This window comes from Nitrobacter sp. Nb-311A, assembly GCF_000152905.1.
In the GTDB taxonomy this organism is placed as follows: Bacteria; Pseudomonadota; Alphaproteobacteria; order Rhizobiales; family Xanthobacteraceae; genus Nitrobacter.
Map to the genome: position 1 here is coordinate 130,710 of NZ_CH672419.1, position 25,872 is coordinate 156,581.

General features: G+C 60.4%; 15 protein-coding genes, 1 tRNA gene and 2 pseudogenes. 13 read left to right on the forward strand and 5 right to left on the reverse strand.

Annotation, left to right across the window (positions count from 1 at the left end; translation table 11 throughout):
• The 3 genes and pseudogenes from NB311A_RS15455 to NB311A_RS15465 all read left to right on the forward strand — a co-directional run.
• Positions 1 to 229 (forward strand): annotated as a pseudogene (locus NB311A_RS15455) (amino acid ABC transporter permease); the annotation flags it as partial.
• A complete protein-coding gene (locus tag NB311A_RS15460) occupies positions 226 to 1,746 on the forward strand; it encodes an amino acid ABC transporter permease (RefSeq protein ID WP_009799634.1) in 1,521 nt (506 codons plus the stop codon). The pseudogene NB311A_RS15455 and the gene NB311A_RS15460, both read left to right, overlap by 4 nt.
• Positions 1,747 to 1,761: 15 nt before the next feature.
• On the forward strand, positions 1,762 to 2,505 hold the full coding sequence (locus NB311A_RS15465; protein WP_009799632.1) for an amino acid ABC transporter ATP-binding protein: 744 nt from the start codon (positions 1,762 to 1,764) through the stop codon (positions 2,503 to 2,505).
• Positions 2,506 to 2,518: 13 nt separating this feature from the next.
• Here NB311A_RS15465 and NB311A_RS15470 read toward each other — a convergent pair whose 3' ends face one another.
• Complete coding sequence (locus NB311A_RS15470) at positions 2,519 to 3,559, reverse strand: cysteine synthase A (protein ID WP_009799631.1); 1,041 nt, start codon at positions 3,557 to 3,559, stop codon at positions 2,519 to 2,521.
• A gap of 495 nt (positions 3,560 to 4,054) precedes the next feature.
• Here NB311A_RS15470 and NB311A_RS15475 point away from each other — a divergent pair, with 495 nt between their 5' ends.
• The 6 genes from NB311A_RS15475 (at position 4,055) to NB311A_RS15500 (ending at position 14,104) form a co-directional block, all read left to right on the forward strand.
• Positions 4,055 to 5,491, forward strand: coding sequence for an efflux transporter outer membrane subunit (locus tag NB311A_RS15475; protein WP_050752131.1), 1,437 nt, complete (start codon positions 4,055 to 4,057; stop codon positions 5,489 to 5,491).
• A complete protein-coding gene (locus NB311A_RS15480; RefSeq protein WP_009799629.1) occupies positions 5,481 to 6,863 on the forward strand; it encodes an efflux RND transporter periplasmic adaptor subunit in 1,383 nt (460 codons plus the stop codon). The genes NB311A_RS15475 and NB311A_RS15480 overlap by 11 nt, the downstream gene beginning before the upstream one ends.
• A 66-nt stretch (positions 6,864 to 6,929) precedes the next feature.
• Entirely contained in the window at positions 6,930 to 10,052 is a 3,123-nt protein-coding gene (locus tag NB311A_RS15485; RefSeq protein ID WP_009799628.1) for an efflux RND transporter permease subunit, read from the forward strand.
• Positions 10,052 to 13,147, forward strand: coding sequence for an efflux RND transporter permease subunit (locus NB311A_RS15490; RefSeq protein ID WP_009799627.1), 3,096 nt, complete (start codon positions 10,052 to 10,054; stop codon positions 13,145 to 13,147). The genes NB311A_RS15485 and NB311A_RS15490 overlap by 1 nt, the downstream gene beginning before the upstream one ends.
• Before the next feature lie 50 nt (positions 13,148 to 13,197).
• On the forward strand, positions 13,198 to 13,926 hold the full coding sequence (locus NB311A_RS15495; RefSeq protein ID WP_040675530.1) for a tRNA-uridine aminocarboxypropyltransferase: 729 nt from the start codon (positions 13,198 to 13,200) through the stop codon (positions 13,924 to 13,926).
• A gap of 104 nt (positions 13,927 to 14,030) precedes the next feature.
• Positions 14,031 to 14,104 (forward strand) — tRNA-Cys (locus NB311A_RS15500).
• 75 nt (positions 14,105 to 14,179) lie between these two features.
• Here the strand turns inward: NB311A_RS15500 and NB311A_RS15505 are convergent.
• Positions 14,180 to 14,374, reverse strand: a complete 195-nt coding sequence (locus NB311A_RS15505; protein ID WP_009799625.1) for a hypothetical protein — start codon at positions 14,372 to 14,374, stop codon at positions 14,180 to 14,182.
• Positions 14,375 to 14,798: 424 nt separating this feature from the next.
• Between NB311A_RS15505 and glmS the strand changes: the two genes are divergently transcribed.
• The gene (gene glmS, locus NB311A_RS15510; protein ID WP_009799624.1) at positions 14,799 to 16,625 is read left to right on the forward strand and encodes a glutamine--fructose-6-phosphate transaminase (isomerizing); all 1,827 of its coding nucleotides are present in this window, start codon (positions 14,799 to 14,801) and stop codon (positions 16,623 to 16,625) included.
• A gap of 104 nt (positions 16,626 to 16,729) precedes the next feature.
• Positions 16,730 to 17,503: a DUF502 domain-containing protein gene (locus NB311A_RS15515; protein WP_040675533.1), complete on the forward strand. Its 774-nt coding sequence runs from the start codon at positions 16,730 to 16,732 to the stop codon at positions 17,501 to 17,503.
• 108 nt (positions 17,504 to 17,611) lie between these two features.
• Here the strand turns inward: NB311A_RS15515 and recG are convergent, their stop codons facing one another.
• Complete coding sequence (gene recG, locus NB311A_RS15520; protein ID WP_009799622.1) at positions 17,612 to 19,711, reverse strand: ATP-dependent DNA helicase RecG; 2,100 nt, start codon at positions 19,709 to 19,711, stop codon at positions 17,612 to 17,614.
• 157 nt (positions 19,712 to 19,868) lie between these two features.
• Here recG and NB311A_RS15525 point away from each other — a divergent pair, with 157 nt between their 5' ends.
• Both NB311A_RS15525 and mfd read left to right on the forward strand, forming a co-directional pair.
• Positions 19,869 to 20,156, forward strand: a complete 288-nt coding sequence (locus NB311A_RS15525; protein WP_009799621.1) for a succinate dehydrogenase assembly factor 2 — start codon at positions 19,869 to 19,871, stop codon at positions 20,154 to 20,156.
• Positions 20,153 to 23,677 (forward strand): transcription-repair coupling factor, encoded by a 3,525-nt coding sequence (gene mfd / locus NB311A_RS15530; RefSeq protein ID WP_009799620.1) that lies wholly within the window; start codon positions 20,153 to 20,155, stop codon positions 23,675 to 23,677. The genes NB311A_RS15525 and mfd overlap by 4 nt, the downstream gene beginning before the upstream one ends.
• Before the next feature lie 8 nt (positions 23,678 to 23,685).
• Here mfd and NB311A_RS15535 read toward each other — a convergent pair whose 3' ends face one another.
• Both NB311A_RS15535 and NB311A_RS15540 read right to left on the reverse strand, forming a co-directional pair.
• The gene (locus tag NB311A_RS15535; protein ID WP_009799619.1) at positions 23,686 to 24,915 is read right to left on the reverse strand and encodes a GGDEF domain-containing protein; all 1,230 of its coding nucleotides are present in this window, start codon (positions 24,913 to 24,915) and stop codon (positions 23,686 to 23,688) included.
• A gap of 85 nt (positions 24,916 to 25,000) precedes the next feature.
• Positions 25,001 to 25,872 (reverse strand): annotated as a pseudogene (locus NB311A_RS15540) (AMP-binding protein); the annotation flags it as partial.

The following is a 25,872-nucleotide window of genomic DNA, read 5'->3' on the forward strand; positions in this document are numbered from 1 at the left end:
GCCGCCGCTGACGAACCAGTACCTCAACCTCACCAAAAATTCCTCGTTGGCTGTGGCAATCGGATATCCGGACCTGTTTTCGGTGTTCGCCGGGACGACGCTCAGCCAGACCGGACAAGCCATCGAGATCGTCGCGATCACGATGGGCGTGTATCTGCTGATCTCGCTGGTGACCAGCGGGATCATGAGCGTCTACTCCTGGCGCATCGCACGGAGCGTGGGTGCATGACCGCTCGGCCGGCGCCATCGTTCGTACGCGTCGCTCTCGTTCCGGAGCGACGTGCACCCGTCAGGACGACGAGCCTGGTCCGCCTTCTTGGGATCCGTCTGTTCAGCTCCCCGAGCAACGCGCTGCTTACGGTGGTGGGAGCTGCGCTGCTATGGCTGTTTCTTGTTCCGGCGGTTCGGTTTTTCTTCGTGGATGCGGTCTGGGAGGGTCAGAACCGAACGTCGTGTCTGGCAGCCGATGCGAGTCAATCAATCGGGGCGTGCTGGCCCTTCGTCCAGGCGAAGATTACCCAGTTCATTTACGGCTTTTACCCGGAACCCGAACGGTGGCGGGTCAATCTGACGTTCCTGCTGGCCGCTGTCTTGTTGCTGCCGCTTCTCATTCCACGGTTGCCTGCCAAACGTCTCAATGCCGGTTTGTTCTTTGTCGCTTTTCCGGTCGCGGCATTTTTTCTGCTGCATGGCGGAGGTATCACCGGATTTGGCGTGAGCTGGACCGCCGAGCTTCTGTCCAGCCTGGCTGACAGCGTTGGCGACGCTGGACGGCAATTCGCCGCGTCTGGGGAGGCAGGCGAATTCGGTTCGATCTTGCGACTGCTGGGAAACGCCGTTGCGTCGATCGGAGACGGGCTGAACTTGCTGGCGTCGCCGGTGATGTCGCTCCGGGATCGGCTTCAGGATTCCGGTCAACCGGTCTGGTACGATTTTGGTTGCACTGCTGCGATCGTTTCGCTGCTGCTCTTCCTGTTGAGCGGCGGATTTCGCGGAGGCTGGCGCACGTTGTTCACGAGCCTGACGACGTTTGTCGGCATGGGCTTGATTATCGCGGTCATGCATCTCGATCGCGGCGGACTTCCGGTTGTCGATACCCGTCTCTGGGGTGGCTTGCTGGTGACGTTGGTGGTGTCGGTGACCGGCATCGTATCGTCGATACCGATCGGAATTGCGCTGGCTTTGGGACGGCGCTCCACGCTTCCGCTGATCCGGATATTTTCGATCGCCTTCATCGAATTCTGGCGCGGCGTCCCCCTGATCACCGTACTGTTCTTCGCGACCTACATGCTGCCGCTCTTTCTTCCCGGAAACTTTACCATCGATGGGCTGGTTCGGGTCCTGATCGGCATAGCTCTGTTCGCAGGGGCGTATAATGCAGAGGTTATTCGCGGCGGTCTCGCGGCGATCCCGAGCGGACAAGCGGAAGCCGCTCATGCGCTTGGCCTGTCCTATTGGAAGACCACCGGCCTGATCGTGATGCCGCAGGCGGTGCGGAATGTCATCCCCGGACTGGTCAACAGCTTTATCGCGCTGTTCAAGGATACCTCGCTGGTCTCGATCGTTGCGTTGTTCGATCTGCTCGGGATCTTGCGGGCTTCGTTCGCGGATCCCGCATGGGCGACTCCCACCACGCTGTTCACCGGGTTCGCATTCACCGGACTCATCTACTTCGCATTCTGCTTCAGCATGTCGCGATATTCCCTGTTCGTGGAGCATCGACTGAACGCACATCGGCGAAACTGAGTTTTGGGAATACCAATGAAAGATGCGGACGCCATCGTTTCCATCATCGGTCTCAACAAGTGGTTCGGCAGTTTTCATGTGCTGCGGGACATTGATCTTGACGTCGCCCGTGGCGAACGCATCGTCATTTGCGGGCCGTCAGGCTCCGGAAAGTCGACGCTGATCCGCTGCATCAACGCGCTGGAGGAGTTTCAGGAAGGGCGTATCGTCGTCGATGAAATTGAGCTGGGCCCCAATCTGCGGCGCGTCGACGAGGTGCGGCGCGAAGTCGGAATGGTCTTTCAGAACTTCAATCTGTTTCCGCACCTCACGGTACTCGAAAACTGCACGCTCGCTCCCATCTGGGTCCGCAACACTTCGAAAAAGGAAGCCGAGGCGGCGGCGATGAAGTTCCTGGAACGCGTCAAGATACCTGACCAGGCCAATAAATATCCTGGACAGATGTCTGGAGGCCAGCAGCAGCGCGTGGCGATCGCTCGCGCGCTCACGATGAACCCCAAGGTCATGCTGTTCGATGAGCCTACGTCCGCGCTCGATCCCGAGATGGTCAAGGAGGTTCTCGACACGATGGTGGATCTGGCTGAAGAAGGCATGACCATGCTTGTGGTTACGCACGAAATGGGATTCGCCAAAGAGATCGCTAACCGCGTCGTGTTCATGGACGAAGGACAGATCATTGAATCCAATACGCCGGCGAGTTTCTTCGCCAACCCGCAACACCCGCGAAGCCAGCTCTTCCTAAGCCAGATTCTGCGGTAAGCCTGGAGCGGCCTTAAACCGGAGCGAGCGGAATCTTCACCGTGCTTCGTTTCTCGAGCCATTGCGGTACGGGAAGGTTCTTGGAGCGCATGAAGTCCGGGTTGAAAAGTTTCGATTGATAGCGGTTGCCTGAGTCGCACAGGATCGTCACGACGGTGTGGCCGGGCCCCAACTGGCGCGCGAGACGAATCGCGCCGGCGACGTTGATGCCGGTCGAACCGCCAAGGCAAAGCCCCTCGTGTTCCAGCAAATCATAGATCACCGGAACGGCCTCCTCGTCCGGGATGAGATAGGCTTCGTCAACTTTGGCGTCGGCAATCACCGGCGTCACCCGCCCGAGCCCGATCCCTTCGGTGATTGAACCTCCCGAACTCGGCTTGGCTACGCCGTTCTTGAATAGCTCATACATGGCCGCCCCGCGGGGGTCCGCGACGCCGATGACGATATCCTTCTTTTTTTCCCGCAGGAAAGCGCTTGCTCCGGCAAGCGTCCCGCCTGTGCCGATCGAACAAATGAAGCCATCGACCTTTCCGCCCGTCTGCTCCCAGATTTCGGGTCCTGTGGAAACGTAATGGGCTTTCGGATTGTCGAGATTATTCCATTGGTCGGCAAACAGGACGCCATTGGGTTCGGATTTACGCAGTTCGGCGGCGAGACGCTTTGCGATATGCTGATAGTTATTCGGATTGCTGTAGGGAAGTGCCGGGACCTCGACCAGTTCGGCTCCGCATAGGCGTAGCATGTCCTTCTTTTCGCGGCTTTGCGTCTCCGGGATCACAATCATCGTGCGATAGCCGCGCGCGCTGGCGACAATAGCAAGACCAATGCCGGTATTGCCTGCCGTCCCTTCGACCACGAGACCGCCCGGCTTGAGATCGCCGCGTTTTTCGGCTTCCAGAATCATCTGTTTGCCGGCGCGATCCTTGACGGATTGACCCGGATTCATGAACTCGGCCTTGCCGAGAATGGTGCATCCCGTCGCTTCCGAGGCGTGCTTTAACTTGATAAGGGGTGTATTGCCGATCGCTTCTACGACGTCGTTATCGATTCTCATGCGATTCAAAATTCTCATTAGGCGGAGGGAGGATTCCGGGACAACCCTAGTTGAGGGGCGGGGGAGGTACAAGTGAGCGCACGCCGCGTCCCGTAAGGGACGCCTTCCAGGCCGAACAGCCCCTAGGGCAGGCGGGGCAGATCCTCGCGGCACCCGCATGAAATCTTGGTAAGATTGTCGGATTCGCGTCGGCCGGAGATTCAAGAAAGACCGTAAAATCGGGCCTTTCCTGAAAAACCAGAGCTGCGACGCTAGTGGAATGCATCTAATGTTCTTGGCGCGGCAGCACTGTCCGTCGTCTGTCCGGACAGTTAGAATGGGGTGGTTCTAAGAGAAAGTACTATTGCCGGTGGCCACGTCGCTTTACTTCAGAAAAGGTGGGTGTTGGGACGCTGCAAGCTCACGTCCATACCTATCGCCGCTGCTGCCTTCCCCGGGGGGACCGGTGTGAGGGCTTCCCCTGCTAGGGCTTTCGGCGATCCTCAGAGATGCGCGATGTGGATTTGGCGTTCCGCTATGCTCCTCCCGGTGTTGGCGGCGGCCGCAGCGTCGGCTGGCTGCATTCTAACCCGGGATATTCCGGATCCCGCGCTGGATATTCCGGTGGCGTATAAAGCTGCGCGTACGACCGCGGCCGACGCCTTGCCGGCGCTCGATTGGTGGCGTGGTTTTCACTCCCCTGAATTGACCGGCCTGATGGAAGAGGCCCAGACCGTCAATCTCGACATCGCAGCGGCGGCGGCGAGGATCATTCAGGCCGATCAGCAAGCCCAGATTGCTGGCGCGGCGTTATTGCCGAGCGTCAGCGTCGGGGGACAGGAAGCCTATTTCCGTACGTCGGGTTCGAGTTTAAGCGGCCTGACCAACCGGGGCCGGGAGGTGGTGAACTATGCAGGAACGTTGAGCGCCGCCAGCTATGAAATCGATTTCTGGGGCAAAAATCGCGATGCCATGTTGGCCGCGGTGGAGACGGCCACTGCAAGCCGTTTTGACCGCGATGTGATCGCGCTGACGACGCTCGCCAGCGTCGCGAATGCCTACTTTCAGGTTCTTGCCGCGCAGGATCGCATTCGCACTGCCGAACGCAACATCGCCAGCGCTACGCGTATCCTGGATGCGCTCAAACAGCGGCTGAGCGCCGGCACCGGATCCGACCTCGACGTGGCACAGCAGGAAAGCGTGTTGGCGAATCTGCGCGCGGCCGTTCCGTCACTTCGACAGACGCTTGTACAGAATATCAACGCGCTCGCGACGTTGGTGGCTCGCCCGCCGGAAAGCGTGAAGGTCAAGGGCGGTTCGCTCAACCAGATTACCGCACCACGGGTGACACCGGGGTTGCCGTCCGAGTTGTTGACGCAGCGCCCGGACATCCGTCGTCAGGAGACGCAACTCGCGGCGGCTACCGCGAATGTCGGTAGCGCGCGGGCGCAGTTTTTTCCGAGCATTCAGTTGACCGCGCAGGGCGGCTACCAGAGTCCGGCGCTGGTGGCGTTGTTTCAGCCCCAGGCCGCATTTTTCAACCTCGCGGGCTCGCTGACGCAGCCGATCTTCGACGGCGGCAGGATCCTCGGCAATTTCGAACTCACGCGGGCAAAGCAGGACGAACTGCTTCAAACTTACCGCAAGACAGTGGTTTCGGCGTTCGCCGATGTCGACAACGCGCTGACTGCTGTGCGTCAGACCACCGAGAGACTGCGCCGGCAGCGGGAGGTGGTGGCCGCTTCGCGCAGGGCGTTCCAGCTCTCCGAGCAACAGCTCCATGCTGGCACCGCCGACATCATTATCGTGCTAAACACGCAATCGACGTTGTTTCAAGCGGCGGACGTCCTATCGCAAGCGCAGCTTGCACGGTTACAGGCGATCGTGAGCCTTTATCAGGCCCTGGGCGGCGGCTGGGAGCCGAGGATCGAGAGGGCGGGTAATGCTCTTTAAACCGGGTCTCGACGAAACAGCGAAAGTAGCCGGCGACAGGTTGCCTGGAAAGTTACCTGGCGAGGTGGCGGCCGGCGGCCGGCGGCGTCTCGTGTGGATCGTCATCACGCTTCTGATCGTCGGAGCGCTCGCCTATCTCGGCTGGACCGCGCTAGTGCGAACGACGCGTGACGGAGGTCGAAAACATTCCGATCGCGCCATTCCGGTACTGGCTGCGACGCCGCGAATCCAGGATGTGCCGGTCTACCTCGACGGCGTCGGAACGGTTCGGGCGCTGAACACCGTCACAGTGCGCTCTCAGGTCAACGGCAAGCTGATCGCTGTCAACTTTACTGAAGGTCAAGATGTTCAGAAAGGCGATGTGCTGGGCGAAATTGATCCCGTGATCTATCAGGCCCAGTACGATCAGACGGTCGCGAAGAAGGCCCAGGACGAAGCGCAACTGGCCAATATGCATCTCGATCTGAAACGCTACGAGCAGCTGGCCATTTCCAATGCCGGTTCGAAGCAGCAGGCGGATACCCAGAGGGCGGTCGTTGCCCAGCAGGAGGCGCTTGTCAGAGCCGATCAGGCCGCGATCGATAACGCGGAAGCGATGCTCGGCTTTACCAAGATCGTCGCGCCGATTTCCGGCCGCGTCGGCCTGCGCCAGGTCGATCGCGGCAATATCATCAATGCTACGGATACGACCGGACTCGTCGTCATTACGCAGCTTCAGCCCATCTCCGTCCAGTTCAGTCTTCCGCAACAGCAGATTACGCGGGTGAATGCGGCAGCGGCCAAGGGTGCCATCGAAGTTGATGTATTCGGAAACGACGGCACGACCGTAGCCGACACGGGTGAGCTGATCGGTATTGATAATCAGGTCGATCCGACAACCGGCACGTTGAGGCTGAGAGCCAAATTTCCTAATGAGCATTTTCAGCTTTGGCCGGGCCAGTTCGTCAACGTGCGGATCAAGGTTGAAACGCTATCACAGGCGACGGTCATACCGACGTCGGCGGTGCAGCGCGGTCCGCTCGGAACCTTCAGCTATGTAATCGGCGACGACGACATTGTGACGGCCAAGCCGGTGACGGTGCAGCAGCAGGATGAAAAGGACGCCGTGATCGCCAAGGGAATTGCTCTTACGGATCGCGTGGTCACGACGGGATTTGCCAATCTCTCCGACGGCGCAAAAGTGACGATCAGTCAGAACGATCAGGCGCCGACGCCCGATCTCGCTCCGCAGGCGCGGCAGCATAAGCGCGGCGATCGCCGAGGCGGCGACGGCGAGCGTCACGGCAGGCGAGGCAAGAAAGATCAAAATCAATCGGGTAGCGGAGCGCAGAAAAGCGGATCATCTAGCGGCGGACCGAAGGCTCGACCATAATTTTCAACAGGTACGGCGCTGAGAATCGAGCCCACGGCACCGCGCTGCCAGACGAGTTGATCAGACATGGGTGTCTCGGAACCGTTTATTCGTCGTCCGATTGCGACGTCATTGCTCGGGATCGCGCTGATGATCGGAGGCGCGCTCGGCTACTGGGCGTTGCCGGTCTCCGCGCTGCCGCAAGTCGATTTCCCGACAGTGCAAGTGAGGACCCAGCTACCTGGCGCCAGTCCCGATGTCGTCGCCTCATTACTGACAGCGCCGCTGGAACGTCAACTGGGGCAGATCCCGTCGCTGTCGTCGATGACTTCGACAAGTTCGTTCGGGCTCAGTCAAATTTCTCTCCAGTTCAATCTGGACCGGGATATCGACGGCGCGACGCAGGATGTGCAGGCGGCCATTAACGCTGCCGCGGGGATACTGCCAAAGAACCTGCCGTATCCGCCGGTTTATGCCAAGGTGAATCCCGCCGATGCGCCGGTGATGACGCTCGCCCTGACGTCCGACACCGTCTCGCTGCGCGCCATGAGCGATATTGCGGACACCATCCTGACCCAGCGCCTCAGTCAGATTTCAGGCGTTGGCCGCGTTTCCGTGCTCGGAGGCCTGAAGCCGGCGGTGCGTGTCCAGGCCGATCTCGCACGGCTCGCCGCCTATGGCATTTCAATGGAGGACTTGCGGACCGCGATCGCTAACGCCAACGTTTCGGGCCCCAAGGGGTCGCTTGACGGCGCGCAGCAGGCTTACACGATCGCGGCGAATGACCAGATCACGACAGCCGACGCATACAAACCCATCATTATCGCTTACCGCAACGGCTCTCCGGTCACGATCGGCGATGTCGCCCGGATCGTCGACGGACTGGAGAACGATCGCACCGGCGGCTGGTATAACGGAACGCCGGCTGTCGTCATCGATATCCAGCGTCAACCCGGCGCCAATGTGATCGAGGTTGTCCGTAAGATCCGGGAGGAGATTCCGAAGGTCCAAAGCGCAATTCCGGCCGGTGTCATGCTGACCGTCGTCAGTGACCGAACCGTGACAATCCGCGCGTCCGTTCACGACGTTCAGTTCACGCTCATTCTCAGCATCGTCCTCGTTACGCTTGTGGTTCTGCTTTTCCTGCGCTCGCTAAGGGCGACGCTGATTGCGGGAGTGGCGCTGCCGTTGTCGCTGGTCACCAGCTTCGGCATCATGTACTTCGCCGGATTCAGCCTCGACAACCTGTCGCTGATGGCGCTGACGATCGGCACCGGATTCGTGGTCGACGACGCGATCGTGATGATCGAAAACATCGTCCGGCACATCGAGAACGGCGAGAGCGTCATGCAGGCGTCGCTCCGGGGCGCCAGCGAGATCGCCTTCACCGTGATTTCGCTGACGGTTTCGCTGATCGCGGTGTTCATCCCGCTGTTGTTCATGTCAGGGCTGGTCGGAAGGATGTTCCGCGAATTCGCTCTGACACTGACGATCGCGGTCGTTACGTCCGCCGTGGTGTCGCTTACCTTGACGCCGATGATGTGCTCTCGGCTGCTCAAGCGCTCGGGAGGAGGGGTTTCGGTTCCGGGGGCGGCGGCGGTCAACCGCAGTATCGACCGGCTGGTCGCATTGTATCATTGGACGTTGCTATGGGTTCTTCGACATCAGCGCGCGACATTGGTTCTTGTTTTCGCGACGATCGTGGCGACAATGTTGCTCTATGTCGTCGCGCCAAAGGGCTTCCTGCCCTTGCAGGATACGGCGTCGATCACCGCCGTAACTGAGGCGGGTCCCGACGTTTCCTTTGCCGAAATGCGAAGGCGTCAGGCCGAGGTAGCGGGCGCCATCGAGGAAGATTCGGACGTCACGGGCGTTGTATCCGTTATCGGCGCCGGTTCCGTGAATCCGACCACGAATGTCGGCCGTCTGGTGATGACGCTGAAGCCGCGCAGCGACCGCCGTGACGACGTTGCTGCAATCATCACGCGCCTGAAGACGCGCGTCGCTTCGATTCCCGGCATGACGGTCTATTTTCAACCGGTACAGGATATTCAGATCAGCACGCGGACCAGCCGTTCACTGTATCAATATACTCTGACGGGGACGGATGCAGCCCAGGTTTCGGAATGGACCCGTAAACTGGTCGAGGAATTGCGTCGCGATTCGCTATTTCGGGACGTCTCGTCGGAAGCGCAGGATGCAGGTCTTCGAGCCGCGCTGAACGTCGACCGTGCACGCGCAGGCCAACTCGGCGTTAGCCTCCAGGCTGTCAACGACACGTTGAACGATGCCTTCGCCCAGCGGCAGATATCGACCGTTTATGGACAGGCCAACCAGTATCGTGTCGTGCTTGAGGCGTTGCCGCAGTATCAGCGCGACCCTTCGATCCTCTCCAAGCTTTTTCTGCCGGGTGTCGCCGGAGCTCAGGTGCCGCTGTCCGCGGTTGCGACGCTGACCCGAACGACGGCGCCACTGGCGATCTCCCATCAGGCGCAATTCCCGGCATCCTCACTCAGCTTCAATCTTGCTCCGGGAGAGGCGCTGGGCGACGCTGTGGAACGGGTCAAGACCATCGAGACCCGCATCGGCATGCCCTCTAATATCGTCGGCGTATTTTCGGGCGATGCGGCGGAGTTCTCAAAATCGCTCGCCGGCCAGCCCTGGCTGATCCTCGCCGCGCTGATCACGATCTACATCGTGCTGGGCGTCCTTTATGAAAGCTATATTCATCCGATTACGATCCTCTCGACGCTGCCTTCGGCCGGCATCGGCGCCATTCTCGCCTTGATGCTGTTCGGACAAGATCTGTCAGTTATCGGCCTGATCGGCATCATTCTTCTGATGGGCATCGTGAAGAAGAATGCCATCATGATGATCGACTTCGCGCTGGAGGCAGAGCGCCGTCAAGGCATGTCCTCGACCGATGCAATCGTACAGGCGTGTCTGCTCCGATTCAGGCCGATCATGATGACCACGCTGGCAGCGCTGTTCGGCGCGCTGCCGCTGGCAATTGAAAGCGGCACCGGCTCGGAGTTGCGGTTTCCTCTTGGCATCTCGATCATCGGCGGCCTGCTGCTCAGTCAACTGCTCACGCTTTACACCACGCCCGTGATCTATCTCGCGCTCGATCGGCTGAACAAGCGAATTGAGCAGGCCGTTCCTACCGGCGGCTCGAAGCCGCCGCCAAGCGCGACCGAGGACATGAGATAATGGCCTCGATCTCCGAGCCATTCATCAGAAGACCGGTCGGCACCACGCTGCTCGCCATTGGTCTGTTCCTTATTGGCGTGGTCGCTTATGGCTTCCTTCCCGTGGCGTCGGTTCCCAATGTTGACTTTCCCATGATCAGGGTGTCGGCGAACCGGCCGGGCGCGTCGCCGTCGGTAATGGCTGCTACCGTTGCCGCGCCGCTGGAGCGCCGCCTTGGTGAAATCGCCGGCGTCGAGCAAATCACATCCACGAGCGCGCTGGGCGCTACGAGCATCCATGTTCGGTTCGCCATCGGGCGCGATATCGATCATGCAGCACGCGACGTGCAAGCGGCGATCAACGCATCGCTCGCCGACCTGCCGACAGACCTCCCGACATTACCGAAATTCCGCAAGGCCAATCCCGCTGCGTCACCGGTCTTTCTTCTGGCGCTGACATCGAAAACCATGTCGACCAGCGCCCTCTATGATGTAGCTGATACTGTTATCGTCCAGCGCGTCTCACAAGTTCCGGGGGTGGGCGAGGTTTCCGTGAGCGGCGCTGATCAGCCGGCTGTGCGCATCGCTCTCAATCCGGTCGCGCTCTCGAACGCGGGCATCTCGACAGACGACGTCCGGACCGCGATCGTGAACGCCAATCCGCTCGGCCCGGTGGGAATCTTCAATGGCGGTCGTCAAAGCGAAACGCTGTCGACCAACCGACAGATGCGAACGGCGTCCGAATTTCGCGACATCATCATAAAAAGCTCCGGAGGGAATTTCGTTCGACTCTCGGACGTGGCCGATGTCAAGGACGCCACGCGAAACAGCCGCTCGATCGCCTGGTTCAACAAGCGGCCCGCGGTGTTGATCCAGGTTACCAAGCAGGGCGATGCCAATGTCATCGACACTGTCGACCGGGTGAGGGCGCTGCTCCCCGAACTCAAGCAATGGATTCCGGGCGGCGTCGAAGTTTCCGTCATCGCTGATCGCACCAGCACGATTCGGGCAAGCGTTGAAGACATGGAATGGACGCTGTTGGCGACCGCCTTTCTGGTGATGATGGTCGTATTTGCGTTTCTTCGACGTCTTACGCCGACCATCGCAGCCGGCGTATCGGTTCCGTTGGCGCTGGCTGGTACATGCGCCGGGATGTGGCTGGCAGGTTTCTCCATCGACAACCTGTCCCTGATGGCGCTGGCAATCTCGGTCGGCTTCGTGGTCGACGATGCCATCGTCATGATCGAGAATATGTACCGCAATCTTGAGCAGGGTTTGCCACCTTACCGGGCGGCGCTTGAAGGAGCAAGGCAAATTGGCTTTACCGTGCTCTCGATCAGCCTGTCGTTGATCGCCGCGTTCACACCGTTGATTTTCATGGACGGCGTTGCCGGCCGCTTGCTGCGGGAGTTTTCGCTCACACTCACATTTGCGATCGTGGTGTCAACGATCGTGTCGCTGACGGTAACGCCGATGATCTGCGCCCACTACATCAAAGGCGCGACGTCCATGGATACGACCCGGCTCGATCGGCTGGTTGAAGGCCTTCTTTCACGAATCGTGACGTTTTATGCGCGCACACTGCGCGTCGTGCTCCGCTTTCCCATCCTGACTTTGCTGGTGTTTTTTGCGACAATCGCCCTGACAGTGACACTGTATATCAAGACGCCGAGGGGCTATTTCCCGATCGACGACAGCGGCTTCATCGTTGGTTTCACGCGCGCCTCCGCCGACATTTCGTTTCAGTCCATGCTCGGCCTCCAGCGGCGCGCTATGGATATCGTGATGGCGGATCCGGTCGTACAGGGAATCGGCTCTTCCATCGGCGGCGGCACCCTCGGAGGCTCAAATCGGGGATTCATGTATATTATCCTGAAGCCGCCGGCTGAACGGGGAAAATTGACGACCCAACAGGTGATCGACCGGATGCGCCGGAATCTTAGCCCCTTGCCAGGCATCAGGCTGACTATGTTCGCCGCACAGGACATCCGGAGCGGAGGACGCCAGAGCGATTCAAACTACCAGTACACGCTCTTCAGCGCTGATCTCGAGTTGTTACAGAAGTGGGCGCCCCTGGTCAGCAAACGCTTGCAAACGGTCGAAGGAATTACGGACGTGTCAAGCGACCGCGAGTCAGGTGGTCTGCAACTGACCCTGTCAATCGACCGGAAGAAAGCATCCAGCCTTGGAGTCAGGGTTCAGGATATCGACAACGCACTCAACAACGCGTTTTCGCAACGGCAGATTTCGATCGTTTACACACAGCGCAATCAGTATCAGGTCATTCTGGAGATCGATCCGCGATTTCAAGAAGACCCATCCAACCTCGAGCGCATCTTCGTTGCGGGAGCAAACGGCGCGCAGGTACCGTTGTCTGCCGTCGCTCGCTATCAGCGTGAGCTGTCGCCGCTCGGTGTCTATCATTCACAATCGTTTCCCTCGATGACGGTGTCCTTCGATACGTTGCCGGGTGTGGAACTTCAGGACGCTACCGCCAACATTCAGCGCGCGGTCGATGAGTTGCACATGCCCGAGGGTATCCGCGGAAGCTTCGAGGGCAACGCGGCTGATTTCCGCAATGCGTCGGGGCGACAGCCGCTATTGATCTTCGGCGCGCTTGTCGCTGTATATATTGTGCTCGGGGTTCTCTACGAAAGTCTCGCCCATCCTCTCACCATCATTTCCACCCTGCCATCTGCCGGCCTCGGAGCGCTCCTGGCTCTGCAGATCACCAATACGCCGCTGACGATCATAGCATTCGTCGGCATCATTCTTCTCATCGGCATCGTCAAGAAGAACGGCATCATGATTGTCGATTTCGCGTTGGATGCTGAGCGCCAACGCGGATTGTCATCCGCAGATGCGATCTTCGAGGCATGTCGTGTGCGCTTTCGGCCGATCATCATGACCACCATGGCTGCGCTCTTCGCTGCGATACCGTTGGTGGTTGCGATCGGTCCCGGCACGGAACTACGACGCCCTCTCGGAATTACCATTATCGGCGGGCTTCTCGTCTCGCAAATTCTGACCCTCTATACCACTCCGGTCATCTACCTCTTGATCGACCGGTTGCGGCGACGAGGCGAGGGCGTACCGGCTGCCGCGCCCGCCGAATAGGGGAAGCAACCGGTTGTTGCGGGATGAATCGGCGCGGCGTATAGCGAGCAATGTCCAGCAACTCCGAGAATTCCACTGTAGAACGTGAAGCGCTCCCGCAGTGCCGACGCTGTCACAAGTTGGCAATGTTCTGTATTTGCGACAGCATCGAGCCGATCAAGAACCGGACTTCGCTGCTCCTTCTGCAGCATCCGCAGGAGCAAGATAATGCGCTCGGAACTGCTCGGCTGACTGCGCTGCATTTTCAGGATGCTGTGCTGAAGATCGGTCTGTCCTGGCCCAGCCTGTCCCGGGCGTTGGGCCGGCCGGTGCATGATCCCTCGCGCTGGGCGGTGCTCTACCTTGGCTCGGTCAGGGTGGGGCGATTCAACACCGACCGCGCCATCGTCGCCATCGACCGCAACGGTCAGATGGAAATCGATCAACGCGGGGCGCTTGCGGATATCGAGGGCGTCGTGGTGTTGGATGGCACATGGAGTCAGGCCAAGGCGCTATGGTGGCGCAACCCGTGGATGCTCAAGTGCCAGCGCGTTGTTCTTGGAGCGCGTTGGACATCCCGTTATGGCCAGCTGCGCAAGGAGCCGCGACGCGACGGACTCGCTACGATCGAGGCCGCGGCGATAATGCTCGCCGGCCTCGAAGGCCGGCCTGACATTGAGACGACATTGCTTGCCAGCTTCGAGCGGATGCTGGCCAAATATCAGGATGTACAGGCAAGGGCGCCTGAACTTGCGCCCAAACCAAGAGGCCGCCGGAACTATCGGCGCTCGCGCGCCTGACCCGGCCCCTCCCGCGTCCAAACCGTCAAATCGCAGAACATCGCCACAGTTGCAGGAGCAGGTTGCCTAAGCAGCCGATGCTCTATATTGATCCGGATTCGAGGGGCCACGTGGCGGAGTGGTTACGCAACGGTCTGCAAAACCGTGTACACCAGTTCAATTCTGGTCGTGGCCTCCACAATACAATCAATTTTTAAGCCAACTATCTGATAGATATTCTATTTTGCTGATATGCGGCCCAGTTTGCCGTAGTTCAGCAAGCACCGTTCCATCCTTCGGGAAACGGAAGGAACGGCCAGGCCACCTCATTATCGTTGGCGGCTTGCGGCAGCTTGCCGAAACGCATGTGGTCGATGTCCGACTGCGCGTTCAGCACGGCTTCTTCAATACGCGGAGCGATCACGGCACTTACTGCGCTCAGCAATCGATCAAACTCGGCTTCACTCATGCACGCCTCACTGTTTATGCACATAGAGTGCCAAAAAGGATTTGGGCTCCCGTTGCAGAAATCGCTAAAATTGTTTCGATCGGGCGCTTAATCGCGAGGCGGTTCTAACCCTGGCCACATGAGCCGCTCGGCGCGCATCCCCGATGCCGCGGATTGCCGGTCGGCGAGCAAATCAGGATTATCGAATGCTTGACCCGCGGCGGGTTTGCCGGGCGGACTTCCATCCTCGCGGGAACGCGTCGCTCACGAAAAAGCCGGTCAGCTGAATGCCAGAAAGGCACGGACATTGTGCGCGGGCTTTGTGATTCGGCCGATTTAACACTGTCGCAATCGGCAATAATTATTGTTTCCGTACGTCCCGGGTTTTCGTTAAGAGGGCGCGGTCTTTTCGCGATTTTTCGACGTTTGGGGGATATTGATCCGCATGTGCGGCATTGTAGGAATTCTGGGGCGCGGTCCAGTGGCGGATCTATTGGTTGATTCGCTCAGGCGTCTCGAATATCGCGGTTACGATTCCGCCGGCATTGCGACCCTGGAAGGAGCGCATTTGGCGCGTCGTCGCGCCGAGGGCAAGCTGCGAAACCTGGCCGGGCGCTTGCGGACCGAGCCGCTGGTCGGGCAGGTCGGGATCGGGCACACGCGTTGGGCGACGCACGGCAGACCGACCGAGAACAACGCTCACCCGCACGCGACCGAGCGCGTGGCCGTCGTTCACAACGGCATCATCGAAAATTTTCGTGAACTGCGTGAGAAGCTTCAGAAGAACGGAGCGGCTTTTGAAACCGATACCGATACCGAAGCAGTGCTGCATCTGGTCGACGGCTATCTTGCCGCCGGCATCGATCCGGTCGAGGCGGTCAGAGCGACGTTGTCGCAACTTCGCGGCGCCTTCGCTCTCGGTTTTATTTTCGCAGCCGACGATGATCTTCTGATCGGCGCGCGCAATGGGCCTCCGCTGGCGATCGGTTATGGCGACGGCGAAATGTATCTGGGGTCGGATGCGATTGCGCTCGGGCCGTTCACCGACGCGATCAGCTATCTCGAAGACGGTGACTGGGCCGTTCTGACTCACAACGGTGCGACCGTCTACGACAACCGTAACACTATCGTTCAGCGCGAGGTGGTCAAGCACAGTGCTTCGACCTCTCTGGTCGACAAGGCGAACTATCGCCACTTCATGGCCAAGGAAATCCATGAACAGCCTGAGGTGGTAGGACACACACTGGCACGCTATGTCGACATGGCGACCGAATGCGTATCGCTTCCGGTGGATCTCCCGTTCGATTTTCGCGAGATCAGGCGGGTCTCGATCATCGCGTGCGGAACCGCTAACTATGCCGGCTATATCGGCAAATATTGGCTGGAGCGCCTGGCCCGGCTTGCCGTCGAAATCGATATCGCGTCTGAATTTCGCTACCGTGAAGCGCCGCTCGGCGAAGGCGATCTTGCCATCTTCATTTCGCAATCCGGCGAAACCGCCGATACGCTCGCGGCGCTGCGATATGCGAAACATCATGGATTGCACACGCTCTCGATCGTCAACGTCACGACGTCGACGATCGCACGGGAGAGCGAAACGATGCTGCAAACGCTGGCGGGTCCGGAGATCGGCGTCGCATCGACCAAGGCTTTCACCTGTCAGTTGATGGTGCTCGCAACCCTCGCGATCGCCGCAGGCAAGGCGCGCGGCGAATTATCCGAGGAGGATGAAGCCCGGCTCGTGCACGGTCTGATCGAAGTTCCGCGGTTGATGTCGGAGGCGCTGGCCACCGAACCGCAGATCGACAAACTCGCGCGCGAGATCGCCAAATCCAGGGACGTCCTCTACCTCGGGCGCGGCACCAGTTATCCGCTTGCGCTGGAGGGAGCGCTCAAGCTCAAGGAAATTTCCTACATCCATGCGGAAGGTTACGCCGCTGGTGAACTCAAGCATGGACCTATCGCATTGATCGACGAGAACATGCCTGTGGTGGTGATCGCTCCCTATGACCGCGTCTTCGAAAAGACCGTGTCCAACATGCAGGAGGTGGCGGCGCGGGGCGGCAACATCATTCTCATGACCGACGCAAAGGGTGCGGCGGAGGCGGCGGTCAAACCGCTGGTGACGATTATCATGCCCGATATGGCAGCTACTTTTGCAGCATTAATCTATGCGGTGCCGGTCCAGTTGCTCGCTTATCATACCGCGGTCGTGATGGGTACGGATGTCGACCAGCCGCGCAATCTGGCAAAATCGGTCACCGTCGAATAAGACAATGGTCGGGTGTGGGTCCGTCGCGCGCGCCATGCAAAACTTGCTAGAATACCTATATGAGCAGATACAGCCTTTTCGACGTCTTATGATCTGGAACCACGATGACGCGTGACGACCCTTCGAGCGGCGCACCAGAAGACCACCACCCGGATATGCCTCGCGGGCTCATTGCGCGATTCCGGAATTACTTTCTGACCGGTCTGATCGTCGCGGGTCCGGTGGCGATAACGCTTTACCTGACGTGGTGGTTCGTGAACTGGGTAGACAACCTGGTGCGGCCGTTCGTTCCGATGGCATATCGGCCGGAAACGTACCTGCCTTTCATATTGCCGGGATCGGGTTTGATCGTTGCGGTGTTCGCGCTGACGATGCTCGGTTTCCTGACGGCCAATCTGATCGGCCGGACGCTGGTCGATCTTGGCGAAAAAGTACTCGGCCGCATGCCGGTCGTACGAGCGATCTATCGCGGACTCAAGCAGGTCTTTGAAACGCTTTTTTCCGGATCCGGATCGAGCCTCCGCAGAGTTGGCCTGGTCGAATTCCCTTCGCCCGGCATGTGGTCCATCGTGCTTATTTCGCAAGTGCCCAGCACGAACGTTGCCGCCAGGCTCCCCGCTCAGGAAGAGCATATTTCCGTGTTCCTACCCTGTGCGCCCAACCCCACCACGGGTTTTTTCTTCTACGTACCCAAGAGCAGGGTCATCGAGATCGACATGAGCACGGAGGAAGCGGCAACCCTGATCATGTCCGCCGGCGTCGTTCAGCCAAGCTCCGATTCGCAGAAGAAGCTCGCGGCTCTCGCGGAGATGGCCGAAGCGGCGCGCGTCGCAAATGCCTCCGGTCTTGCGTCCCCAACGGCTGCAAAGGTCGATTGACGACGCCTGGAATCTCTCACCGCTTCACGGAAGCGGTGAGAGACTCCATCTTTATGTTTTGACGCGTTTTCTTGACGCGAACCGGTGTCCACTTCGCTCGAAAACGCTTTAGCCCGCACCGAGCAGGGGCAGGGCTTCGTCGCGCTCAAACAGATACAGCAAGCATCGCAACGCTTCGCCGTGCGCACCCGTGAGATTCGGATTCTGCTTCAGAATACGCAGGGCTTCGTCGCGGGCCAGCGTAATGAGTTGCGCGTGGACATCAGAGCGCGCGATGCGATAGCCGGGCAGGCCGCTTTGACGAGTGCCAAGCACGTCGCCTTCGCCGCGCAGCTTCAAATCCTCTTCGGCGATGCGGAAACCGTCCGTGGTCTCCCGGATCACTCGCAACCGGGCGGCTGACATCTCGCCCAGCGGCTCCCGGTACAGCAGAAGGCACGTCGAAGGTTCCGAACCGCGGCCGATCCGTCCTCGCAGCTGATGAAGCTGCGCAAGACCGAAGCGTTCGGCGTTCTCTATCACCATGACGGTCGCGGCCGGCACGTCGACGCCGACCTCGACGACGGTTGTCGCGACCAGCAGATTGATTTCCCCCGATGCGAATTGCGCCATCACCCGATCTTTTTCGGGACCGCGCATCTTGCCGTGAACAAGGCCGACCCTGTCGCCGAAGCGAGCCTTGAGGCTTTGAAAGCGCTGCTCGGCGTCGCTCAGGTCGACGGCGTCGGATTCCTCAACCAGAGGGCAGATCCAGTAAGCCAGCCTGCCCGCCTTCACGGCGCGGCCAACCGCGTCGACCACCTCGTTCAAACGGCGGTCGGAGACGGCGCGGGTATCGATCGGCAGCCGGCCCGCAGGCTTTTCGCGCAATTCGGATACGTCCATGTCACCGAAATAGGTCAACACCAGCGTGCGCGGAATCGGTGTCGCGCTCAGCACCAGAACATCGACAGCCTCACCCTTGGCCGTCAGCGCGAGGCGCTGGCGCACGCCGAAACGGTGCTGCTCATCCACCACTGCGAGCGCCAGCGATCTGAACGTGACGTCATCCTGGATCAATGCGTGAGTGCCGACAATCAGATCAATGTCGCCCCTGGCAAGGCGCGCGGTGATCTCGCGCCGTTCCTTGCCTTTCTCGCGGCCGGTCAAGATCGCAACGCGCAGGCCGGCCCGATCGGCGAGCGGGGCGATGGTCTTGATATGTTGGCGGACGAGAACTTCGGTCGGCGCCATCAAGGCGGTCTGCTTGCCGGCTTCGGCCACTGCGCCGGCGGCGAGCAGTGCGACGACGGTCTTGCCCGAGCCGACGTCGCCCTGAAGCAGCCGCAGCATCCGCACCGGCTGCCGCAGATCCTCGCTGATCGCGGCGACGGCTTGCCGTTGGGATGCTGTGAGGGCGTAGGGAAGCGCATCGATGATCGTGTTGCGCAGGTGTCCGTCGCCTGCGTGCCGGTTTCCGGCCGGGCGACGAAGCTGCGCCCGCACCAGCGCCAGCGCCAGTTGGCCGGCAAGCAGTTCGTCGAAGGCGAGGCGTGACCAGAACGGACCTTCCGGCAGAATATCAGCCAATTCCAAGGGGGCGTGAACGCGGCGGATCGCTTGCTCCAGCGATGGGAAGCCGCACCGGCGCAAAATCTTCGGATCGATCCATTCGGGCAATACCGGCATTTTCTGCAAAGCCTGGGCGATCGCGCGGCGCAGGGATCCGAGCGCCAAACCCTCCGTGAGCGGATAGACGGGATCGATGGCTGAAAGTGCCGCCAGCCCGGACTCATCGACTACCCGGTCAGGATGCACGATCTGAAGCGCGCCATCGAACATCTGCACCGTGCCGGACACGTAGCGTTTACTGCCTACGGGAAGCAGCTTCTCGACGTAGCCCGGCTGGGCTCGGAAGTAGGTCAGCACGACGTCCCCGGTCTCGTCGCTGGCGTAGACCAGATGCGGTGCGCGCGAGCGTCCGGGCGGCGCCGGGCGATGGCGGTCGACAGTCACCTCGAGCGTCACGACGGTGCCGGGAACGGCGTCGCGGATCCTGGGTCGCGCCCGCCGATCGATGACGCTTGCAGGCAGGTGAAACAGCAGATCGATCAGCCGCGGGGTGTCTTGGCGCCCGAGCAGGTACCGGAACAGCTTGTCCTGTCTCGGACCGACGCCGGACAGGCTGGTCACCGGTGCAAAAAGCGGATTGAGCAGCGGGGGACGCATCGAGCGACTCGACGAAGTGAGCGGGATCGACTGCAAGCCTTGAATGCAAATTCCTGATTATGCAATGCGCGAGAGGGGTGCTGACATCCGTTAGCGCGAAGGCTATATGGGGCCGGCCCGGCTCGTCCGGGCTTTCGGCGTTTGATTGGATTGATGGATGACGGGATCGACGCGATCAAGCCAGGGCCTGGATGACCGGCGTAAACGGCTGCTGTATCGCTGCTGGCATCGCGGAATGCGTGAGATGGACTTGATTCTTGGCCGGTTCGTTGATGAGGAGATCGGTTCATTGACGGATGGGGAGTTAAACGATCTCGAAAGCCTGATCGAGGTTCCGGACCCTGACCTCTACGCTGCGCTGAACGACGGCGCTCCGCTGGCCTCCGAATATCGGACGGCGCTGTTCGATCGCATCAAGTCATTTCGGCCGGAACGCAACTCATGAAAGCGGCATCACGATCACCTGCGGAATCGCTGTCGCCGGGGCGCCCGCTGACCCTCGCGAATGTCGCCGAAGGCGCTGAAGGGCTTGTCATCTCTGACCTCGCACGATCCATCAAGGCCAATGCCGGGCGGGGGGCCTCGGCGGTCAGCCTGGCTGTGGTCTGCCGGGACGGACCGCGGATGCAGCAGCTGGCGCGCGGGCTGGAATTCTTCGCGCCTGATATTCCGGTCATGCAGTTTCCGGCGTGGGATTGCCAGCCCTATGATCGGGTCTCGCCGCATGGAGGCTTACTTGCCCAGCGCCTGACAACGCTGGCGCGTTTGTCTCGTCTGACCGGCAGCGAGACGCCTCTGATCGTCCTCACGACGGTCAACGCGGTCCTGCAACGCGTGCCCGCGCGCGAGATCGTCGCGTCTCAGGCTCTGTCGGTTGCACCCGGCCATGTGGTGCCGATGGATTCGATCGTCGTATGGCTTGAGCATAACGGCTATAATCGCTCCTCAACGGTCCGCGAACCCGGTGAATACGCCGTCCGCGGCGGAATTCTCGACCTGTTTCCCTCGAGTCTCGACCAGCCTGTACGATTCGATTTCTTCGGCGACTCGCTGGAGTCGATCCGGTCATTCGACCCGGAAACCCAGCGCACGCTGTTTGATGTACGCTCGCTGGATCTCGTCCCGATCTCCGAATTCCAGTTCGTCACCGAAGCCATCCGGCGCTTCCGAATGGGATACGTCGCGGCTTTCGGAGCGCCGGAACGGGATGACCTGTTGTATGAGGCCGTGAGCGAAGGGCGCCGGTATCCGGGCATGGAGCACTGGTTGCCGCTGTTTCACGAACGCATGGACACGCTGTTCGATTATCTTGACGGCGCGGCCATCGTCATCGAGCCGCAGGGGGAAGACGCCGCAAGCGAACGCTTCAAGCAGATCACCGATTACTTCGAAGCGCGCCGGGAGGCCCTTGAGCACGCCGGCGGCGGCTTGCCCTACAAACCGCTTCCGCCCGACCGTCTTTATCTGACGCCGGATGAATGGACGAAACGCATCAATGAAGCTGCCCTGGTGAGGCTGTCACCGTTCGCGGTGCCTGACGAGACCGTTAATGTCATCGATGCGGGCGCACGGCAGGGGCGGAATTTCGTGCCCGAACGGGCGGACGCTTCCGTCAACGTATTCGAGTCCGTCGTATCTCATGTTCGGACGTTGCAGGCCACGCGAAAGAAGGTCGTCGTGACGTTGTGGAGCGAGGGTTCGCGCGATCGCATGGCGAGCATGCTGAAAGATCACGGGCTGCTCAACCTGACAAGCGTCAATACCTGGCGTACCGTTCAGGCAACACCTCGCAATGAAGTCATGCTGGCCGTTGTCGGGATAGAATCGGGATTTGAAACCGAATCTGTCGCGATCATCAGCGAGCAGGATATCCTTGGCGATCGTCTGGTGCGGCCGCGCAAGGCCAGCCGCAGGCTCGAAAACTTCATCTCGGAAGTCACCAGCCTTGCGGCGGGTGATCTCGTTGTTCATGTCGAGCACGGCATCGGGCGCTTTGTCGGCTTGCAGACGCTTGAAGTGGGCGGCGCGCCGCACGACTGTCTGGAGCTGCGTTACGCCAACGAGACCAAGCTGTTCCTGCCAGTCGAGAATATAGAACTCCTATCGCGCTATGGTTCCGATCACGCCAGTGTCGAACTTGATCGGCTCGGCGGCGGTGGCTGGCAGGCCCGCAAGGCCAAGCTGAAAAGCCGCATTCGTGAGATCGCAGGCGAATTGATCAGGATCGCCGCGGAGCGGCATTTGCGTGACGCGCCGAAGCTGCCGGTCCAGTCCGGTCTCTACGACGAATTCTGCGCGCGCTTTCCCTATGAGGAAACCGAGGACCAGCTCAGCGCTATTCAGGCTTCGCTGGAGGATCTCGAAAGCGGCAAGCCGATGGATCGGCTGGTGTGCGGCGACGTCGGCTTCGGCAAGACCGAAGTGGCCTTGCGGGCGGCTTTCGCTGTCGCGCTGGACGGAAAGCAGGTCGCGGTCGTCGTGCCGACAACGCTGCTTGCACGTCAACATGCGAAAACGTTCACCGAGCGGTTTCGCGGTTTTCCGGTCAATGTCGCGCAAGCCTCGCGACTGGTGTCGACGAAGGAGCTGACGAAGGTCAAGAAGGGAATGGCGGACGGCTCGGTGGATATCGTCGTCGGCACCCATGCCTTGCTCGGCAAATCCATCAAGTTCAGGGACCTGGGGCTCCTAGTGGTCGACGAGGAGCAGCATTTCGGCGTCAGCCACAAGGAGCGGCTGAAGCAACTGCGGGCGCACGTTCACGTTCTGACGCTGAGCGCCACGCCGATCCCGCGCACGCTGCAACTGGCCCTGACCGGCGTGCGCGATCTATCGATCATTGCCTCGCCACCGGTCGATCGCCTCGCCGTCCGTACCTTCGTGGCGCCCCACGATCCCTTGATGATCCGCGAAGCGCTGCTGCGCGAACGCTATCGTGGCGGTCAGGCGTTCTACGTCGTGCCGCGCGTCAGCGATCTGGCCGAGGTCAAGGACTTCCTCGACAAGCACGTCCCGGAAATGAAGGTTGCCGTCGCGCACGGCCAGATGCCGCCGACCGTGATCGAGGACATCATCTCAGCCTTCTATGACGGCAAGTACGATGTCCTGCTCTCGACCACCATCGTGGAGTCCGGGCTCGACATCCCGACCGCCAACACCCTCATCGTGCATCGTTCCGACATGTTCGGGCTGGCGCAGCTTTATCAGTTGCGTGGCCGGGTCGGCCGCTCGAAGCTGCGCGCCTATGCGCTGTTCACGTTGCCTTCAACGCACAAGATCACGGCGCAGGCCGAGCGCCGACTCAAAGTTTTACAGTCGCTCGAAACCCTGGGGGCCGGGTTCCAACTGGCGTCACACGATCTCGACATTCGCGGCGCCGGCAATCTACTCGGCGAGGAACAGTCGGGCCACATCAAGGAAGTCGGATTCGAACTCTATCAGTCGATGCTGGAGGAGGCGATCGAGAATCTCAAGACCGGCGTGACGGAACTTGCCGACGATCGCTGGTCGCCGCAGATCACCATCGGGATGCCAGTGTTGATCCCTGACGACTACGTCGCTGATCTGGCGGTTCGGCTATCGTTGTATCGACGGCTTGCCGATCTCGATACCGATGATGAAATCGATAACTTCGCCGCGGAGTTGCGCGATCGCTTTGGCCAGTTACCGGACGAAGTCCGCTATCTGTTCAAAGTCGCGGCCATCAAAGCCTATTGCCGCCGCGCCAATGTCGAGAAGGTCGATGCGGGACCGAAGGGCGCCGTGATTTCCTTCCGCGACAACAAGTTCGCGCAACCCGATCGGCTGGTGTATTTCATTCGCCAGCATGGACAGGCCGCAAGGGTTCGCCCCGACATGAAAGTGGTGTTCTTCCAGAACTGGGAAACTCCGGAGGAGCGCCTGATGGGCACCACCGAAATCATGCGTCAGCTCGCCAACCTCGCGGAGGATCGCAAGGCGGCGTAATTCAACCATTACGACGCCGCGCGCGCCTTTTCATTCAAGCGGGTGAGAAGCGACGTTGCGGAGTCATCGGCTCGTGATGTCGTCAGGGCGACCTGGGGATCGATCCGCGGTGCGCGTTTAACGTTGTGCGTCGTATGTTTCATCACGCTCGAAAGGCGTCGCGCGATGATCTGCGCATTGCGCAGATCAGCGTCGGCGAAAACCACAACGATCGAGCCATCGGGTTCGAGCGTGCCGAAATCCATTCGCCGCATGAGCCGGCTTAGAATACGAGCTGCATCGAACAATGAGCGTTCGTGCTTTTGACCGAAAGAGAACCGGGCAACGGAGATGCTCGCGCCGTTGGATCGGGTCTGATGGATCGCGAAGTTGAGTTCACGGTGGAAAGCATCCAGGGTCAGAAGGCCTGTTCGTGGATCCAGGAGACCGCCCGCATCCATGGACCTCAGCGTACGACGGAGGCGCGCCTCGAAAGCCTGCTGTCGAACCAACGGCAGAAATGTACTGACGATATGATAGGGCTCGCCCGACGTCACTTCGAGATTGGGAAGGTCATAGGTTGCCAACCGGCCGCCGGACGTAACCGCGATCGGCAAATTCCGAAAGCGCGAGTCTTCCGTCAGGACCGTTAAAAGCGCGTCAATCACACGCGGGCTGAATCCTTCGCTGATGATGATTCCGTCCAGATCGCGCGCGTTGAGGTGTTTCGCAGCCGCCTCGATGCTCAGCGCCCCGACGACGCGGAGCCGTTCGCCAAAAGCAACCGATAGCGTCGGATAAGCGACGCCGCGCCCGATCAGGAGAACGGTCGCATCCCGGATCGGGTCGCCCTCCGGCAGGCGAGTTATTGCCGGGTTGCTTGCAAGTCGCCGGAGTACGGTCGCGTGCAGCGTTCGCACGCGCAGTGCTGCATTGAGACGCCTGTCGAACCGGTCGCCCCCTCCGTCCAGGGATGAGAACGGAAGTGCGTTGTCCGGGCAGGGCATTTCGGGATTGGCGACAATCAAAGGAACGTAAGGCTGCATCGCGGCAAGCTGACGGGCAAGGTGATCCAACCCGATGCCCGCGCCTTCGGTCGTGGGGACGAAGACGGCCGCAGGTTGAAGGAGTTCAATGCCCTCGGAGACTTCCGACCAATCGATGTCGATGACGGGAAAGATGGTCTGGCACGATGGGGTTTCTACGGATGCTTTTCGCTCGCCGTTTGAGACAACGATGAGCGGACCGTGTTGGGACATCTTTCACGAACCCGGATACGTACCAAGGCTCACGATCCTAGTTTGTTGCCCTTAATGCAGCGTCAATGAATGGCGCCGGATTTGATCAGCCGGTCCCCGGACGATCGCGAAAAGCTTCCACCATCAACGGGTTCAGTCCCAGTTCCGTGAGCGCCTCGCGAGCGCGAGCATTGTCGCTGGCTCGCCCGGCAAGGCGATGTCCGCTTAGGCGATCGGGAAGTGCGGTCAGCATGGCGTTCGGTCCGAGCCGTCGTGCCCATTCCTGGAGATCCTGTTCAGGAAACCGGTAGCCGCCGACGGCCATGACGCCGGCCGGCGGAGCCGTGATGGCGATGGTGCCGGTGGCGCGATCGATCCGGGCGGCATAGCCTGTATCGACATAGTCCGGTTGCGGCGGCGGTGTGCCGAAGGCATCCGAAGGCTGCGCCGGCGCGGCGTAGGCCGCGATCGGAACCATCGGCCCCCGCAGCCCCAGCGTTCCGTTCGGAGTCAAAACGATCTCGCCGGCCGTCGATGATATGGGAACTTGAGGCGGTGACCGATATGGACCGGGCATGATCGGGGCAGGGGAGCCGTCCTCCGCCCGGCGGGCCGCGAAAAGACCCGCTTCGCCGAACAGGTAGACATCCGTCATCTGCCTCTCGTTGTCCGGCCAGAGCGCACTCGATCCGACCTGTTCGGGAACCCGCCAGAGACCCACGACATGACGCAGGCCCGGCACGGAAGACAGAGCGCCGGCTTCCGCCATCCGCAACGCCAGCGGGGCTGGCGCGATTAGTGTGTCACAGCGTTCGGTCTCGATCTGCCGCAGAAGAACATTCTCGTCGAAGGGATGATGCATCGCCAGCGTGCCGCCGCTGAGCAGCCACATCACGAACGATGAAGTCAGTCCTGCGAACGATGACGGTGCGAGAGCCGAGAGGATAGTTGTGCTCTGAGGCAGCTCACTCTCGAGAA